This window comes from Acinetobacter sp. TUM15071, from assembly GCF_008980925.1.
Lineage (GTDB): Bacteria > Pseudomonadota > Gammaproteobacteria > Pseudomonadales > Moraxellaceae > Acinetobacter > Acinetobacter dispersus.
In genome coordinates this window covers 34509-49720 of record NZ_BKGB01000015.1, presented here as the reverse complement: position 1 = coordinate 49720, position 15212 = coordinate 34509, and the positions used below count along the sequence as shown (strand labels likewise).

The 15212-nt window shown below is 38.6% G+C and carries 14 protein-coding genes; 8 read left to right on the top strand and 6 right to left on the bottom strand.

The window, feature by feature from the left end; translation table 11 throughout:
- Positions 1 to 5: 5 nt before the first annotated feature.
- The 3 genes from GBI66_RS14235 to GBI66_RS14225 all read left to right on the top strand — a co-directional run bounded on the left by GBI66_RS14235 (position 6) and on the right by GBI66_RS14225 (position 3410).
- Entirely contained in the window at positions 6 to 1067 is a 1062-nt protein-coding gene (locus tag GBI66_RS14235; protein WP_119055354.1) for a DUF932 domain-containing protein, read from the top strand.
- A gap of 175 nt (positions 1068 to 1242) precedes the next feature.
- Complete coding sequence (locus tag GBI66_RS14230) at positions 1243 to 2370, top strand: YqaJ viral recombinase family protein (RefSeq protein WP_075316177.1); 1128 nt, start codon at positions 1243 to 1245, stop codon at positions 2368 to 2370.
- Between the two features lie 143 nt (positions 2371 to 2513).
- Entirely contained in the window at positions 2514 to 3410 is an 897-nt protein-coding gene (locus tag GBI66_RS14225; RefSeq protein ID WP_075316176.1) for a hydrolase or metal-binding protein, read from the top strand.
- 105 nt (positions 3411 to 3515) lie between these two features.
- Here the strand turns inward: GBI66_RS14225 and GBI66_RS14220 are convergent, their stop codons facing one another.
- The 3 genes from GBI66_RS14220 to GBI66_RS14210 form a co-directional block, all read right to left on the bottom strand.
- Positions 3516 to 3788 carry a hypothetical protein gene (locus tag GBI66_RS14220; protein WP_075316175.1) on the bottom strand — a complete coding sequence of 91 codons (273 nt, stop codon included), beginning with the start codon at positions 3786 to 3788 and terminating at the stop codon, positions 3516 to 3518.
- A gap of 14 nt (positions 3789 to 3802) precedes the next feature.
- Positions 3803 to 4684: a copper resistance D family protein gene (locus GBI66_RS14215; protein ID WP_151716553.1), complete on the bottom strand. Its 882-nt coding sequence runs from the start codon at positions 4682 to 4684 to the stop codon at positions 3803 to 3805.
- 67 nt (positions 4685 to 4751) lie between these two features.
- Positions 4752 to 5132 carry a copper resistance protein CopC gene (locus GBI66_RS14210; RefSeq protein ID WP_004823034.1) on the bottom strand — a complete coding sequence of 127 codons (381 nt, stop codon included), beginning with the start codon at positions 5130 to 5132 and terminating at the stop codon, positions 4752 to 4754.
- 280 nt (positions 5133 to 5412) lie between these two features.
- On the opposite strand from GBI66_RS14210, the gene GBI66_RS14205 reads away from it, so the two are divergent.
- Positions 5413 to 7773, top strand: a complete 2361-nt coding sequence (locus GBI66_RS14205; RefSeq protein ID WP_151716552.1) for a heavy metal translocating P-type ATPase — start codon at positions 5413 to 5415, stop codon at positions 7771 to 7773.
- A 78-nt stretch (positions 7774 to 7851) separates the two neighbouring features.
- Here the strand turns inward: GBI66_RS14205 and GBI66_RS14200 are convergent, their stop codons facing one another.
- Together GBI66_RS14200 and GBI66_RS14195 are read right to left on the bottom strand one after the other, a co-directional pair.
- Complete coding sequence (locus GBI66_RS14200) at positions 7852 to 9228, bottom strand: heavy metal sensor histidine kinase (RefSeq protein ID WP_119054920.1); 1377 nt, start codon at positions 9226 to 9228, stop codon at positions 7852 to 7854.
- Entirely contained in the window at positions 9218 to 9901 is a 684-nt protein-coding gene (locus GBI66_RS14195) for a heavy metal response regulator transcription factor (RefSeq protein WP_151716551.1), read from the bottom strand. The genes GBI66_RS14200 and GBI66_RS14195 overlap by 11 nt, the downstream gene beginning before the upstream one ends.
- Before the next feature lie 149 nt (positions 9902 to 10050).
- Here GBI66_RS14195 and GBI66_RS14190 point away from each other — a divergent pair, with 149 nt between their 5' ends.
- The 3 genes from GBI66_RS14190 to GBI66_RS14180 all read left to right on the top strand — a co-directional run bounded on the left by GBI66_RS14190 (position 10051) and on the right by GBI66_RS14180 (position 13373).
- Complete coding sequence (locus GBI66_RS14190) at positions 10051 to 10401, top strand: hypothetical protein (RefSeq protein WP_002058521.1); 351 nt, start codon at positions 10051 to 10053, stop codon at positions 10399 to 10401.
- A gap of 88 nt (positions 10402 to 10489) precedes the next feature.
- Positions 10490 to 12493, top strand: a complete 2004-nt coding sequence (locus tag GBI66_RS14185; protein WP_151716550.1) for a multicopper oxidase domain-containing protein — start codon at positions 10490 to 10492, stop codon at positions 12491 to 12493.
- Positions 12480 to 13373 (top strand): copper resistance protein B, encoded by an 894-nt coding sequence (locus GBI66_RS14180; RefSeq protein WP_125318919.1) that lies wholly within the window; start codon positions 12480 to 12482, stop codon positions 13371 to 13373. Before GBI66_RS14185 ends, GBI66_RS14180 begins: the two co-directional genes overlap by 14 nt.
- Before the next feature lie 49 nt (positions 13374 to 13422).
- Here the strand turns inward: GBI66_RS14180 and cadR are convergent, their stop codons facing one another.
- Positions 13423 to 13827 (bottom strand): Cd(II)/Pb(II)-responsive transcriptional regulator, encoded by a 405-nt coding sequence (cadR, locus tag GBI66_RS14175; protein WP_004699715.1) that lies wholly within the window; start codon positions 13825 to 13827, stop codon positions 13423 to 13425.
- An 84-nt stretch (positions 13828 to 13911) separates the two neighbouring features.
- On the opposite strand from cadR, the gene GBI66_RS14170 reads away from it, so the two are divergent.
- Complete coding sequence (locus tag GBI66_RS14170) at positions 13912 to 15207, top strand: cation transporter (RefSeq protein WP_151716580.1); 1296 nt, start codon at positions 13912 to 13914, stop codon at positions 15205 to 15207.
- Positions 15208 to 15212 lie beyond the last annotated feature (5 nt).

Sequence of the window (15212 nt, the reverse complement as noted above, 5' to 3'; positions counted from 1 at the left end):
TTTCTATGGCACATTTAGTTGAAGGCATGGCATTTGTAGGACAAACCCCTTGGCATGGCTTGGGCAATCAACTCACTCCAAACCAACCGATTGAGGTCTGGGCGAAACAGGCAGGCATGGACTGGAGGATTGAATCCTCCGATGTCAGTTATATGGCTGAAAACCACAAACAACAAAACCTGATCTTGCCTTATCAAGAGCAAAGAGTCCTGTACCGTTCAGACACGCATGAACCTTTATCTGTTGTGAGTCAACGCTTTCAAGAAGTACAACCCATGGAAATCCTACACTTCTACAAAGACTTGACTGAACAATCGGGCTTTGAGCTGGAAACTGCTGGGGTGCTTAAAGGTGGCAAGAAATTCTGGGCATTGGCTAAGACAGGACAAACATCTGCCTTAAAAGGAAAGGATGTGAGTAATGGCTATATTCTATTAGCTACAGCTTGTGATGGCACACTTGCCACCACGGCTCAATTCACTTCTATTCGAGTGGTGTGTAACAACACTTTGGCGATTGCTCTACGTGGTCAACAGGGCAATTCAGGTGTGGTTAAAGTGCCGCATAGCACCAAGTTCGATGCCGAAAAAGTCAAACAGCAACTGGGTATTTCAGTTCGTGCATGGGATGAACACATGTATGAAATGAAGCAACTGAGTCAGCGTAAGGTGACTCAACAGGAAGCGGCAGCCTACTTCGATGCGGTATTTAACAACACTAACTTGAGTGCGGTGGAACAGGATGAAAGCATTATTCAGTTCTACCGCAATGCTGCTATGCCAAATCAAGGCATACCAGTAACAACCTCAAACAAAGCAGACAATAAAACTGAACCGAATGGACGTGCCATGTCTAAAGTCATGACCATGTTTAACGGACATGGGCGTGGGGCCGAACTCAGTTCAGCCAAAGACACAGCTTATGGTTTACTGTGCGCCATTACTGAATTCATAGACCATGAACGTCGAGCGATGAGTATGGATCATCGGCTCGATTCCGCTTGGTTTGGGGCAGGGGCAGCAATCAAGCAACGAGGTTTGGAACAGGCCCTCCGAATGGTGGCTTAGATTAGACATTCTAAAACTTCGAATCTATTAAGTTTGATTTAAGTCACCTCTATTAGCCTAAGCATAACGTAACACCGTACAAGCACAGCAACACCTTTAGCCGCACCCTCAGATGCGGCTTTTTTTATGCCCAAAATTCAGCTTTTACGATTTCACTCATACAGGAATAATTGCAATGAATAGCAATACTCAAATTCAGAACACGATAAATCATCCACCCTTACAACCTTATGTACCCAACTTAAATCAGTCTACTCAACAGATTGAGGTGGGAACTCGTCACAAACGTGACCGACCAAACAAACAGCCACGAAAGACCAAAGCACTTACAGCAAAGCGTCTTGCCAATACCAAGCAGATGAACTACCAGCAATGGCAGGAGGTCAGAAAACAGGGTATTGGCAGTAGTGATGCAGCAACCGCATGTGGACTGAATCCCTATATGTCGATGCTGGAACTGTGGATGATTAAGACAGGTCGGATGCAACAAAATATTGAGGATGAAAGTGCAGGCTATGCACCGTTGTACTGGGGAAAAAAGCTAGAACCGTTGGTGGCGGAATATTACAACATGCACACTAACAACAAGGTACGTCGGGTCAATGCAGTACTGCAACATCCTGATGAAGACAAACACTTCATGCTTGCCAATCTGGACTATGCCGTGGTGGGTAATGGCGAAGTTCAAATATTAGAGTGTAAAACTGTTGGAGAATATGGCTCAAAACTATGGCGAGATGGCGTACCACTGTATGTCCTCTGCCAAGTCCAACATCAACTTGCAGTGACAGGCAAACAGGCAGCGCATATTTGTGCACTAATCTGTGGGCATGAAACCAAAATCTATAAGGTGACGCGTAATGAAACTGTGATTCAGCACATCATCAATGCCGAACGACACTTCTGGCAATGTGTCGAAACTGGCATTCCACCAAGTGTTGATGCTTCCGATTCCGCTGCCAAAGCTCTACAGCAACTCTATCCAGAACAGATCCCCTTAACAGTGGAAGACCTGACCCAAAATGAACAAGCCAACTATCTATTTAACCAATTGCTTGAGGAGAGACATAAGGTTGAACAACACCAACAGTATTTTGATGAGCTAAAACATCAGTTGCAAATGATGATGAAAGATGCAGAACGAGCAGTATTTACAGGTGGTTCAGTCACTTGGAAGAAATCACAAGACTCAATCAGTCTAGACAGTAAATCGCTTCTTAAACAGCATCCTGAATATCTCCAGCAGTTTCCACAAACCAAAGCTGGAACAAGACGCTTTCAGATTTATCCCAATGGTGGATAAGGCTGATACCCTAAATAACCCATTTCAATTTAACCACACTCAAATCCGATCCCATGCCCCAAACAGGTATGGGATTTTTTATGCCCAAAATTTATCTACCCAGATTGAAACACCATTTCAACATCTATATAGAGGACATCACCATGATTAAAGGTTTAGCAATTACACCACCTGTACTCGGTCGTATCAGCATTGGTAAGATTGTCGAAAAGAATGGAAAACGTACCCCAGAAAAGGATGACCAGTTTACTATTACCAGTCAAATTCAAGGAAAGGATGGGTGGATCAAGCATCCCTTGGATGAACAGCTCCGTGCCAAGGCACAAAACCAAAAACTAAGAACCATACCTGTACGGATGATCTTTAACGATCCTGAACTCAACTTAAGGGCAGAGTACAGCCTGTTTGACCGCCAGACTGGACGCTTAATCTGTTCAGGCAATGGCGAAACCTGTCAGCGACCTGGACAAAACGGCATTGAACAACATCCATGTCTATCACCTGATCTGTGTCCACTGGCACAAGGAGGACTGTGTAAACCCTATGGCAGACTCTACGTCAACTTAGATGAATCAGATGAGTTTGGGTGTTTTATCTTTAGAACCACTGGCTTTAACAGTATTCGAACTTTGGCAGCACGACTACGTTATTACAGTGCTGCATCAGGTGACCTGCTTTCATGTCTGCCATTGCAACTGACCTTGAGAGGTAAGAGTACAACACAAAGCTATCGTACTCCGATCTACTATGTGGATCTAACTTTACGTGATGGTACAAACCTGAAAGATGCGATTAGTTCAGCCAAGCAGATAGATGAACAAAGCAAGGAAGCAGGGTTTTATCAAGAAGCGTTGGAGCATGTGGCACGGCAAGGTTACGGCAATGCACGATTTGAGGTGGGTGGTGAAGAAGGTTTGGATATTGTTGAGGAGTTTTATTCGGATGAAACGAATCCAGAGCAGTATCAGAAGTCCCATGATTTAGCGAATGTTCAGGATATTCAGAGAGGATTGCAGGGGAGTGTGCAGGCTTTGAATTAAATACTGTTGGAGGCTTTTAGCCTCCAACAGTATTATTGTTACATATTTTTTTATTCAGAAAACTAGAACCACTTATTGAATTAATAAATATTACCTAAGTGTCGTTTATTTGGAGGATGGCAGTGCGCTAGGCTCTTGTAACATTAATCCATTTATAACTTTTTGTTGTCTACTATCCTCATTACGCAGTTGTTTATCTTTGGAATGATGGTCATCTTTATTCCCATCAGCTTTGGTATCGCCATGGTTATGATCAGTAATATTACGTAACTCAGTATCATCTAAGGAACGAATCGTTTTTGAAGTACTAGGTTCAGCCCAAGATATCGTATTAAAAAACATGAGAAATAATAAATTGTACTTCATCCATGAAGTCATAGCGTGATCCTTTTTTACTCAATACCGACTACAGTGGTGATATAACCAGTGGCTAAAAGAATTGATAGGCCTAATGACATTTCAAATATAATGGCATAGCCCAATTGTTTCGCAAATTTCGGGTCTTGTAAGCGAGGTGTGAAATACCATTTGTTAAAGGCTGCTAACAATAAAATACTTAGGACAAATAAAATTTTAATAATAAATCCATGCCCATAAGGTGTATTCATTAGAGTATTAAAATCTTTAAAGAGTAATAAAGCAATACTAAGACCACAAGCGATGAGTATTCCTACAATAAAAGCTGCTATTTGTCCAAATAGATGCATACGTTCTTTAAGTGGTAAGCCATTAATTTTTTTGCTTGTTTTCCATAATGGATAAAGCGATCCCATCCATAAGGACATTACAAGTACATGTATTGATAATAAAGCTTGAGCGAATAAGGGTAAATTCGTGACGTGTCCGAGTTGTGAAAAACTTAAAACGATTGGTATGAGCAGTATGGTAAAGATTGCTCCTTCAGTTTTGGAAATATCAATCGTCCCTTTGCTAAGTTTGACTATCATAAATAGGAGTAAAAGTGCAAAACTGATTGATCGAATGATATAGACATGTCCAGTAGGAGTATTGACTAGTATATTTATATAGTTGTTATCCCACATACCTGAAAGGCCAGTGTTGGCAAAACTTCCTATAAGAATGAAGAAGCCGAGAACACTTGAAAAAAGGCCTAAACCTGTACCAATAGTTATGTATTTTAGAATAGTCTCCTTGATTTCAACATAACGTCCAAGTAAGAAATAGCAGAAAGCACCGCCAATAACAAATGCAATCCCTAAATATAAAATGACTTTAACCAACCATGTTGCATATATCCAAGTCTCAGGAATCATATTTTTCTCCCTTTATTATAGCAACATGCCAGCAAGCTGCTGGCATGTTGACTATTTTCACTCATTGTTATTTTGCCGATTTAATAGTGAAATTATATTCACCATTCATGTTATGACCATCGGTACCCATTGTGGTCCAAACCACCGTATATTTTCCTTTTTTTAGTTTAGGAACCACTACGTCAAATGATTTTTTCATATCATGAGTTACTTGGTAGTTCAAAGGGATGTCCTTACGTTGGGCATCAAGTAACTTAACGTTCATTAGCATGACTTCTTCACCAAAATTGAGTGTTATGTTTTTTGGTTGACTTGCTACAGAAGCATTGATCGCAGGAATTGCACTTTCAAGTTTCACGTGTGCAAATGCACTTGAAGCAGCAACAATTAGTGTTGCACCTACGAGAGTGTTACGTAGAGCTGACATTTTATTTTGGAAAATTTTCATTACTTCATCCTCTTTAAACTAATCTTGGGCTCAGTAATGACCGAATGAAATGCATCAATTGGTTGCTTGGTCATCACCTTTCTCATGCTTATTATTAAAGGATGAGAGAAACATCACGATGACTTCAAAATTACATTTTTGTCATTTTAAAAATTAAAAAACCACAAATGATACACTGACTTTAAAGAAAACAATGACCACTAATAAACTAATAAGAGGGAGTCTATTTCCATCTTAATGAAATTATTAATTTAAAAAATTAAATATGAAGGAGGTTTTTATGGACCATCACCATCATGAAAACAAAGTACTCAATAACAGACTTACTGACCCTGTCTGTGGTATGGCCGTTACAGAAGCATCCAACTTTTCTGAAGAAGTTAAAAATAGAACTTTTTACTTTTGTAGTGAAAAATGCCACATAAAGTTTAAAAGTGATCCCCATTTTTATATTACTAAAGTTGAGAATTCAGTTACGTTAAAAGAACTACAAAAGAGGGATGGTGAGGATTCAGATGAAGTTAATCAACCTGTTAATGTCTTCACTATATACACTTGTCCAATGCATCCTGAAATTAGACAGAACCATGCGGGAAACTGTCCGATCTGTGGCATGTCGTTAGAGCCTTTACTTCCTGACTTAGATGACGCTGATGAAAACCCAGAACTCAAGAATTTTAAGCATAGATTTTGGTGGACCTTACCGCTAACCATTATTGTGGTTTTCTTAGCAATGTTTGGACATCAGTTGAATTGGTTTGAAATGAAGGTGCAAAGCTGGATTGAACTGGTACTGACTTTACCAATTGTTCTGTGGGCAGGAATGCCATTTTTTGTGAGATGTTGGCAGTCAGTTCTGAATCAGAGTCCAAATATGTGGACCTTGATTGGAATTGGTACAGGAGCTGCTTTTATATACAGCCTTGTTGGAACAATAGCACCTCAAGTATTTCCAGACTCATTTGTATCTATGGGGCGTGTTGCTGTGTATTTTGAGGCGACCGCAGCGATTATTTCTCTCACATTGTTAGGTCAAGTGCTAGAGTTAAAAGCACGTTCCCAAACTTCAGCGGCAATTAAATCCCTACTTGGGCTAGCACCTAAAACAGCAAGAAAAATCAGTGTTGATGGTATAGAAGAAGATATTCCGCTATCTCATGTACACGTAGGCGATTTATTACGGATACGCCCGGGTGAAAAGGTTCCTGTTGATGGAATCATTATAGAAGGTTCAAGCTCTGTAGATGAGTCTATGTTAACTGGTGAACCTGTGCCTATTACAAAACGTGTGGGTGATCAAGTCATTGGTGCAACAATGAATATGAATGGTTCATTGGTGATGCGATCAGAAAAAGTTGGATCATCAACCGTACTTTCTCAAATCGTGCAAATGGTTGCTCAGGCTCAACGTTCAAAAGCACCTATGCAGCGGATGGCGGATCATGTTGCAGGACGATTTGTTATGGGGGTTATTGGCATTGCTGTTCTAACTTTTTTGGGGTGGGGATTATTGGGGCCCGAACCTAGTTGGGTTTATGGGTTAATCAATGCGGTAGCAGTTCTAATCATCGCATGCCCATGTGCTTTGGGATTAGCTACGCCAATGTCAATTATGGTAGCAACAGGGCGAGGTGCATCAAATGGAGTACTTTTTCGAGACGCTGCCGCAATAGAGAATCTACGTAAAATTGATACATTGATTATTGATAAAACAGGAACTTTGACAGAAGGACAACCATCATTCAATAAAGTAGTAGCCACGTCAGGATATGAAAAGAATGAAGTCCTCCGTTTAGCTGCGAGTTTAGATCAGGGCAGTGAGCATCCTTTAGCAAATGCAATTGTACGTGCCGCCCGTGAGCGAAATCTTACTTTAAGTAAACCAACTTCATTTGAATCAGGTTCAGGTATTGGTGTTAATGGAGAGATAAATGGGCAAAAATTAGCGCTAGGCAATGCGGCATTGATGAAGCAATTAGGGATATCTGTTAACACTCTTATTCCACAAGCAGAGGTATTAAGAGCTGAAGGTGCCAGTGTTATGTATTTGGCAGTTGATGGAAAGCTGGTAGGTTTTCTAGCAGTTTCGGATCCAATCAAAGCAAGTACTCCAGAGGCCCTTTTATCGTTGGAAGACGCCGGTTTAAGAATCATAATGGCAACAGGTGATGGGCTAACTACAGCAAAATCAGTTGGGGCTAAACTAGGAATTAGTGAAGTTTATGGTGAGGTTAAACCTGTTGATAAATTAGATTTAGTCAAAAAATTGCAAAAAGAAGGGAGAATTGTTGCTATGGCTGGTGATGGAATTAATGATGCACCAGCCTTGGCTCAAGCTGATATTGGAATCGCAATGGGCACGGGTACTGATGTAGCAATGAATAGTGCCCAAGTTACATTAGTAAAAGGTGACTTACGTGGTATTGAAATTGCTCGTTCTTTATCAGAGGCAACTGTTAAAAATATGAAACAAAACTTGATGTTTGCTTTCCTCTATAATGGATTAGGTATCCCTTTGGCTGCTGGCGTACTGTATCCATTTACTGGTTGGTTACTCTCACCTATGATTGCTGCATTAGCAATGAGCCTAAGCTCAGCATCTGTAATTGGTAATGCCTTACGATTACGCCATCAAAAATAATCACGACTTACCACTCATTAGCGTAAGTTAATGAGTGGTAAGCATCATTAGAATGAGTGCTTAATAACCGAGATATCACTAATTTTTAAAGATAATTTTAAAAGAAATATGTCCCTCGTTATAAGTCGCTTGAATGGAAGCTCCATGCACATCAAGAATAGATTTGGTAATTGCTAAACCAAGGCCAGTACCTTCTTCAACTCTCTGTCTAGATACATCTGTTCGATAAAAACGATCGAATAACCGATTAAGTTGTTCTGATGATAGTGGGGAGCTTTCATTTTCAATGATGAATGTTGTTGTATCAAAGTTTTGTTGGCATGTGATTTTGATGACCGAATCTGATTTGCCATATTTAATTGCATTCGATAACAAGTTACTTAAAGCGCGGCGTAGCATTAAAGGATCACCTTTTATACTACCTGAACCACACTGTTCGAGTGACATTCCCTTTTCAGCAGCGATAGCATCATAAAAATCAAATAATGCTGAAACTTCTTTAACTAAATTAACTTGTTGTAGGTTAGGTAAATGTAGACCATGTTCTGCTTTTGCCAAAAATAGCATATCAGAGACCATGCGAGCTAAATGCTCAAACTCTTCTAAATTTGAAAATAGAACTTCCTGATAAGTATTAATATCTCGACTACGTGATAAACATACTTGAGTTTGGGTCATCAAATTGTTAATAGGTGTTCTTATTTCATGAGCAAGATCAGATGAAAAATCTGAAAGTTTTTCTACAGCGGCTTCTAGCCGATCCAACATGTCATTAAAAGCGACAGCCAGTGATTTAAGTTCGGTTGGAGTATTTGCTACTTCTAAACGTTCAGAAAGATGTTGAGCTGAGATACCCTCTGCTACTTTTGCCATTTGTTGTACTGGACGTAGTCCTCGCCATGCTGCGAACCATCCTAAGAACATTAAACAAATTGTACCCACAAATCCAATGTATAAAAGTTGACGTCTAAAGTCATTTAAGAAATGTAGATGCTCAGAGGTATCGATTCCAACGATAATTTGAGCTGATATAAACGAGTCATTATGATCAAAAGTCTTTTTATAAATTAAGCCACGATAAGTCTTATTTTTAATTTCCCATTCAAGCCATGGATCTTGTTTTGATTTGTTGAGTGCTCGGGGATGAATTAGTGATGGTGCTGAGCTAAAAATAATTTGACCCGTTGGACGTTCAATTTGGACAATCAGGTCGTGATGTCCAATCAAGGCATCTTTTAAATATAAATTCAATTCTTGAGAATTAGAAGGATTCTGTTCTAATAGATTCTCTATAAGTTGAATTTTACCTTCTAATTGAGTTCGGTCTTGAGCTTCGAAATGATGCATTACGAGTTGATGAATGACCAATCCCATAATCATTAAGATCGTAATTGTAGAGAGAGAAAAGATGATTGCAATACGAAAGCTGATTGCATTAAACAATTTACGAGTCATCTTCAACCTCTAAAACATAGCCCATACCCCGTATGTTCTGGATTAGCTTAGGGGTGAAGTTGCTGTCAATTTTATTTCTTAATCGTTTAATAGCAACTTCTACTACATTGGTATCACTATCAAAATTCATATCCCAAATTTGAGAAGCTATGAGTGCGCGTGGTAAAATTTCACCACGTCTACGCATAAATAATTCCATAAGAGCAAACTCTTTGGCTGTAAGATCAATCCGTTGACCAGCACGTGTGACTCGACGTTTACGTAGATCAAGCTCAAGGTCTGCAATAGTAATAATATTACTATCTTCTTTTTGTTGTCCTCGACGGAGTAAGCTTTTAATGCGTGCTAATAACTCAGCAAAAGCAAAAGGTTTGACTAGGTAGTCATCAGCTCCCAAATCTAATCCCTTAACTCGATCTTCAATTTGATCACGCGCTGAAAGAAATAGAATAGGCATTGTCTTTCCACTTTTGCGAATATCATAAATGATATTCCAGCCATCTAATTTTGGTAACATAACGTCCAAAATGATGAGGTCATATTCTTCAGAAAGCGCTTGATGTTTACCAGATAATCCATCTGTGACCCAATCCGTAATATACCCAGCTTCTGATAGACCTTGTTTAAGGTAGTCACCAGTTTTTTGTTCATCTTCAACTAGTAAGATTCTCATTTATAAAACCCCATCACACTCACTAAGACTATCATAACGTTATAAATAGTTAATTCCTTGTAGATTACAAAAATGTCATTTTCATGTCACATAGATGTTCAGTGGTAGCCTTTAAGGTATTTGTATAAAGTTAATTTTTGGAGCAAAACATGAAAACTCTATTCCGTCGTAGCTTAACTACACTTATGTGTATTGGAACTTTAATTGCAGGAACTCAGTCTTGGGCAGCCGATGCTAAACAGGGAACCACTGTAGTCACTGAAACTAAAGCGGACTCAAAAATGTCAGAGAAATGCCAAAAACCTTGTAATATGAAGAATGATGAGAAAACCCAACAGGATCATAGTCAGCATGAGCATGGCAATATGGCTGATATGTCTCAGATGGATCACTCTAAGATGATGAATATGGATCAGTCTAAAATGGGTAATATGGATCATTCAAATATGATGAACATGGACCACTCAAAGATGAACATGTCAAATACATCAAATAAATAACAAATACGATAAATGAAAGATTGGGGAGATTAAAGCGAATAATTGGTTTGCTTGAGCTCCCCATCTTTATATTAGATAGGTGAAATAAATGTCTAAAAAATTAAGTCATGTCCTTTTAATAGGAGTAGGTTTATTTTCATCAACTTGGGTTGTGGCAGCGGTTAAAGAATATGATTTAACAATCGCTGAGCAAACGGTGAATATCACAGGTAAGCCTTTAAAACGAATTACGGTCAACGGGAAATTTGTTGCACCTCTTCTTGAATTTGAGGAAGGTGATGATGCTATTATTCGTGTCCATAACAAGCTAAAAAAACAAGATTCTTCTATTCATTGGCATGGTTTAATTTTACCGGGCATCATGGATGGCGTACCCGGATTTAATCAGTTTGATGGTATTGCCCCTAGTAAGACCTATGAATATAAGTTTAAGGTACGCCAAAATGGTACCTATTGGTATCATTCGCATAGTAAAGGTCAAGAGCAAGAGGGCTTGTATGGTCCGTTAGTCATTTACCCAAAAAATAGGACACCTTTAACTGTAGATGAGAAAACAGATAAGGATTATGTTGTATTGCTCTCAGATTTTCATGATTCAACTAGTGATAAAATCATGAATAATCTAAAGAAAGAAGCTGACTATTATCAGAACCGTCGTGAAACTGTTTTTGATGTTTTTAAACAAATTAAAAAAGATGGTTTAAAAGCAACATGGCAAGACCGTTCGATGTGGAACCAGATGCGAATGCTCAAGACTGATATGTCTGATGTGACAAAATATACTTTTTTGATGAATGGTAAGACTCCAGAACAAAATTGGATTGGTAATTTTAAGACGGGTGAAAAAGTACGTCTTCGGTTCATTAATGCCTCAGCAATGTCATTCTTTGACGTCAGAATCCCTAACTTGAAAATGACGGTAGTCAGTGCAGATGGGCAGCCAGTGAAACCTGTTCCTGTTGATGAATTCAGAATAGGAACGGCTGAAACGTATGATGTCATCGTAGAACCTAAACAATCAAATTATCAAATTGAAGCAGAATCAATTGATAGGAGTGGCTTTTCAGTTGGTTCATTACATGATGAAAATACTCCTCCAATAAATCAAATCAAAATGCCGAAGTCACGTCCTCGTTCTTTATTAACTATGGAAGATATGGGGATGGGGCATGATATGTCGTCTATGGCGGGCATGGATCACGATATGTCTTCAATGAAGGGCATGAATCACGACATGTCTTCGATGAAAGGTATGGATCATGACATGTCTTCGATGAAAGGTATGGATCATGACATGTCTTCAATGAAAGGCATGGATCAAGATATGTCTTCAATGAAAGGCATGGATCACGATATGTCTTCAATGAAGGGCATGAATCACGACATGTCTTCGATGAAAGGTATGGATCATGACATGTCTTCAATGAAAGGCATGGATCACGATATGTCATCTATGACAGGTAGTTCAAAAGATCAATCTATGTCAGGTATGAACCATAGCATGCAAATGACTACATCTAATGCATCTACACAAGAAAAGAATGGTGATGTTGTATATGGTTGGGCGAATGCTTCAACACCCGTTGGTCAAAAAGCACTCCAGTATAGTGACTTACAATCTCTAAATCCTCAACCAGATACTCGTGCCCCTGAACGTGAAATGGAAATCCGTCTTGGTGGGAATATGGAGCGCTACATTTGGACAATTAATGGTAAGAAGTTTAATGAAACAGAACCATTCAAAGTGAAATATGGGGAACGTATACGCTTGAAATTTGTGAATGACAGTATGATGGCTCACCCAATGCACTTGCACGGTATGTTTATGCAGCTTGAAAATGGTCAAGATCCAAGTAATATGCCAAATAAACACACGATCATTGTGCCACCGGGGAAAACAGTTACAACTTTACTTACTGCTGATGAATTAGGTGAATGGGCTATCCACTGCCATTTGTTATATCACATGGCAGCTGGAATGATGAACAAACTCATTGTGGCAAATGTAGATAGCAATGATGTTGATTCAAAAAGTATCGTTGCCCAACCCCATGCAAATGATAAGGGAGTGAATCAACATGCAAACCACTAAAAAACTTTTTTCAAAAACACTTTTATCAGTTGCTTTAATTGGTTTAGCAGGTATGGCATTTGCGAATGATAATTCGACTGAAAATCTAAATAAGAGTACTTCAAGTATGAATGTGCTTTTAAGAGAATCAGGCGGATTAGGTTATGTTGAACGCAATGTTGCTCAAAAAACTTCAAAAGACAAAGGAATTGAAACTTTAACTCTTAGCCAAAATCATGATAAACATCTGAACGAGCATGGTGGGCAGATTTACCAAACAACTAAATTTTCCAATGAGTGGATAGTTGATAAAGATGGTAAAGGCAGTTTAGGTTCGAGTTTCGAAACATTGATTGGAACAGATGAAAATCGAATGTTTGTTGAAGCCAATCTGAATAAAGCAGAGAGTAATGATCCCAATTATGATGTATCAGCTCTTTACAGTAGAAATGTTGCACCATTTTGGGATGTTCAAGCTGGGGTAAGGTATAGTGAGGACAAAAATAACCGTAATAGTAATCGCATTGATGGCGTTATTGGATTATTAGGTCTTGCTCCTTATTTCTTTGAGACAAAAGCTTACCTTTATGGTGGTGAAAATAATTTTTGGGGAGCCAGTTTTGAGTTTGATCGAGATTTATTACTCACTCAAAAGCTAATTACTCAGCCATATATTGCAGCAGATATTGTGCTTAATGATAATTCTGATTTTGCTGCAAAGTCAGGTTTGTCTGAGTTAAAGACAGGTATAAAAACTCGTTACGAGATTAATAAGCGTATCAGACCATTTGTTGATGTCGCTTATCAATATGAAAAAGGGCAGAAATTAACAACTTTTCAAGAAGCTACAGATTCTGAAAAGGGGTGGTTATACGGGGCAGGTATTGAATTAGTTTTCTAAATATTTTATTAAGAATGAATAATGGTGATATTCCATTATTCATTCTTAATTATTTTAAACTTACGGATAACCCTTCAAGTACTTTACAAGAGTTAATTTCCAAAAAACCAGAGCATTTACTTCTTAAATCAGAAAGTTGTTGCTTAAGCTGAATCTGTTTTTGGATATTCTGCTCTAATTGATGAATATGTTTATCAACTAAGATGTTAATAGAACTACAGTTTCCACAAGGTTTGTCTTTGTATGCTAATAAAATTTTTATTTCGTCCAAGCTCATATTCAAAGTTCGGCAATTAAGAATAAATAGAAGTCGCTCTAAGTGGTCTTTGTTATAAAGTCGATAATTAGCTTCCGAACGATTAGGGGCTAGTAATAAAGCTTCTTTTTCATAAAACCGTATTGTAACAACAGGGCAACCGGATAGCTGAGATAATTCACCAATTTTTAAGTTCATTTCAAGTCACCTGATCTATTGACTCTATAGTAGCTATAGGGATTTTAATATGCAATACGTGAAGATATGACTATAGGCACATCAATGAGTGGTTGCGGTTGTAATCAAGAAAGTTCTTGTGAAGACACTAAGCAAAAACAAAATGAATCAAAAACAGATTCTTGTAAAATTAAAGATTTAGCTACAGAAGAAAGCAAAAGTTCTTGTTGCGATAATGAGGTACAGCAAGAACCTACCCCTGATGAAAAAGATTCCTGCGGTAGTAACCAGCCGTGCTCTAAGCCGTCGAATTCATGCTGTGGCCCAGATACTATAAATTTACCAGAGCAAGTTCGTGGCAATGAAAGTATAGTGGCTTTCATCAGTGACTATAGCATCCCGAAAATGGATTGTTCCGCAGAGGAACAAATGGTTCGGATGACTTTATCTTCATTGATAGATGTTAAGAGCTTGGTTTTTGATTTGCCGAACCGAAACCTAAAAGTTCTGCATAATGGTGAAAGTAATGAAATCACTACAAAACTTGAAGTTCTTGGATTTGGGGCAAAATTAAATAAAACTGAAGTTTATGAAAATAAAGAACAAGCACAAGAAGCTAGTACTTTTCTGATTCCGAAGATGGATTGTTCGGCAGAAGAGCAAATGGTAAGAATGGCACTTTCTCCCTTGTATGAAGTTAAAGGTTTATCTTTTGATTTGGCGCAAAGACAGTTAGTTGTTTTCCATACCAATGGGATTAATGAAATTACCACAAAACTTGAAGCCCTTGGCTTTGGTGCAAAGCTTGTGGAAACGGTAAAAGCTACGGGGGAATTGCCTGAAGCACCTGATCCAACTAAGCAGGCGAAAGTACTAAAATTATTATTAGCGATCAATGGTGTTCTTTTTTTTATTGAATTCATAAGTGGCATTATCGCCGAATCTACAGGTCTTATTGCCGACTCTCTTGATATGTTTGCTGATGCTGCTGTTTATGGTATAGCACTTTATGTAGTAGGAAAAGCAGCTAAGTACCAAGTAAAAGCAGCTCATTTCGCTGGTTGGATTCAATTGTCATTAGCTCTTGTTGTTATTGTTGATGTGATTAGGCGCTTTATTCTAGGTAGTGAGCCTGAATCTAGCATAATGATTATTATTGCTTTCTGTGCACTTATTGCAAATGTTGCCTGTCTCTATTTATTGACAGGCCACAAAAATGGAGGTGCCCATATGAAAGCAAGTTGGATATTCACCGCAAATGATGTAATCGTTAATATGGGAGTCATTTTTGCCGGTGTACTTGTGACATGGACTAGCTCAGCTTACCCTGATTTGATTATTGGTATCCTCGTTTCATTGTTCGTGCTTAACGGCGCTAGAAAAATTTTGGCGTTGAAATAAGGTGC

Coding starts and splice junctions, on each gene's coding strand:
- GBI66_RS14180 (WP_125318919.1), top strand. CDS start 12,480: ATGCAAACCACTAAAAAACTTTTTTCAAAAACACTTTTATCAGTTGCT.
- GBI66_RS14220 (WP_075316175.1), bottom strand. CDS start 3,788: ATGACTTCATGGATGAAGTACAATTTATTATTTCTCATGTTTTTTAAT.
- GBI66_RS14215 (WP_151716553.1), bottom strand. CDS start 4,684: ATGATTCCTGAGACTTGGATATATGCAACATGGTTGGTTAAAGTCATT.
- cadR (WP_004699715.1), bottom strand. CDS start 13,827: ATGAACTTAAAAATTGGTGAATTATCTCAGCTATCCGGTTGCCCTGTT.
- GBI66_RS14200 (WP_119054920.1), bottom strand. CDS start 9,228: ATGACTCGTAAATTGTTTAATGCAATCAGCTTTCGTATTGCAATCATC.
- GBI66_RS14185 (WP_151716550.1), top strand. CDS start 10,490: ATGTCTAAAAAATTAAGTCATGTCCTTTTAATAGGAGTAGGTTTATTT.
- GBI66_RS14190 (WP_002058521.1), top strand. CDS start 10,051: ATGAAAACTCTATTCCGTCGTAGCTTAACTACACTTATGTGTATTGGA.
- GBI66_RS14170 (WP_151716580.1), top strand. CDS start 13,912: ATGAGTGGTTGCGGTTGTAATCAAGAAAGTTCTTGTGAAGACACTAAG.
- GBI66_RS14230 (WP_075316177.1), top strand. CDS start 1,243: ATGAATAGCAATACTCAAATTCAGAACACGATAAATCATCCACCCTTA.
- GBI66_RS14205 (WP_151716552.1), top strand. CDS start 5,413: ATGGACCATCACCATCATGAAAACAAAGTACTCAATAACAGACTTACT.
- GBI66_RS14195 (WP_151716551.1), bottom strand. CDS start 9,901: ATGAGAATCTTACTAGTTGAAGATGAACAAAAAACTGGTGACTACCTT.
- GBI66_RS14235 (WP_119055354.1), top strand. CDS start 6: ATGGCACATTTAGTTGAAGGCATGGCATTTGTAGGACAAACCCCTTGG.
- GBI66_RS14210 (WP_004823034.1), bottom strand. CDS start 5,132: ATGAAAATTTTCCAAAATAAAATGTCAGCTCTACGTAACACTCTCGTA.
- GBI66_RS14225 (WP_075316176.1), top strand. CDS start 2,514: ATGATTAAAGGTTTAGCAATTACACCACCTGTACTCGGTCGTATCAGC.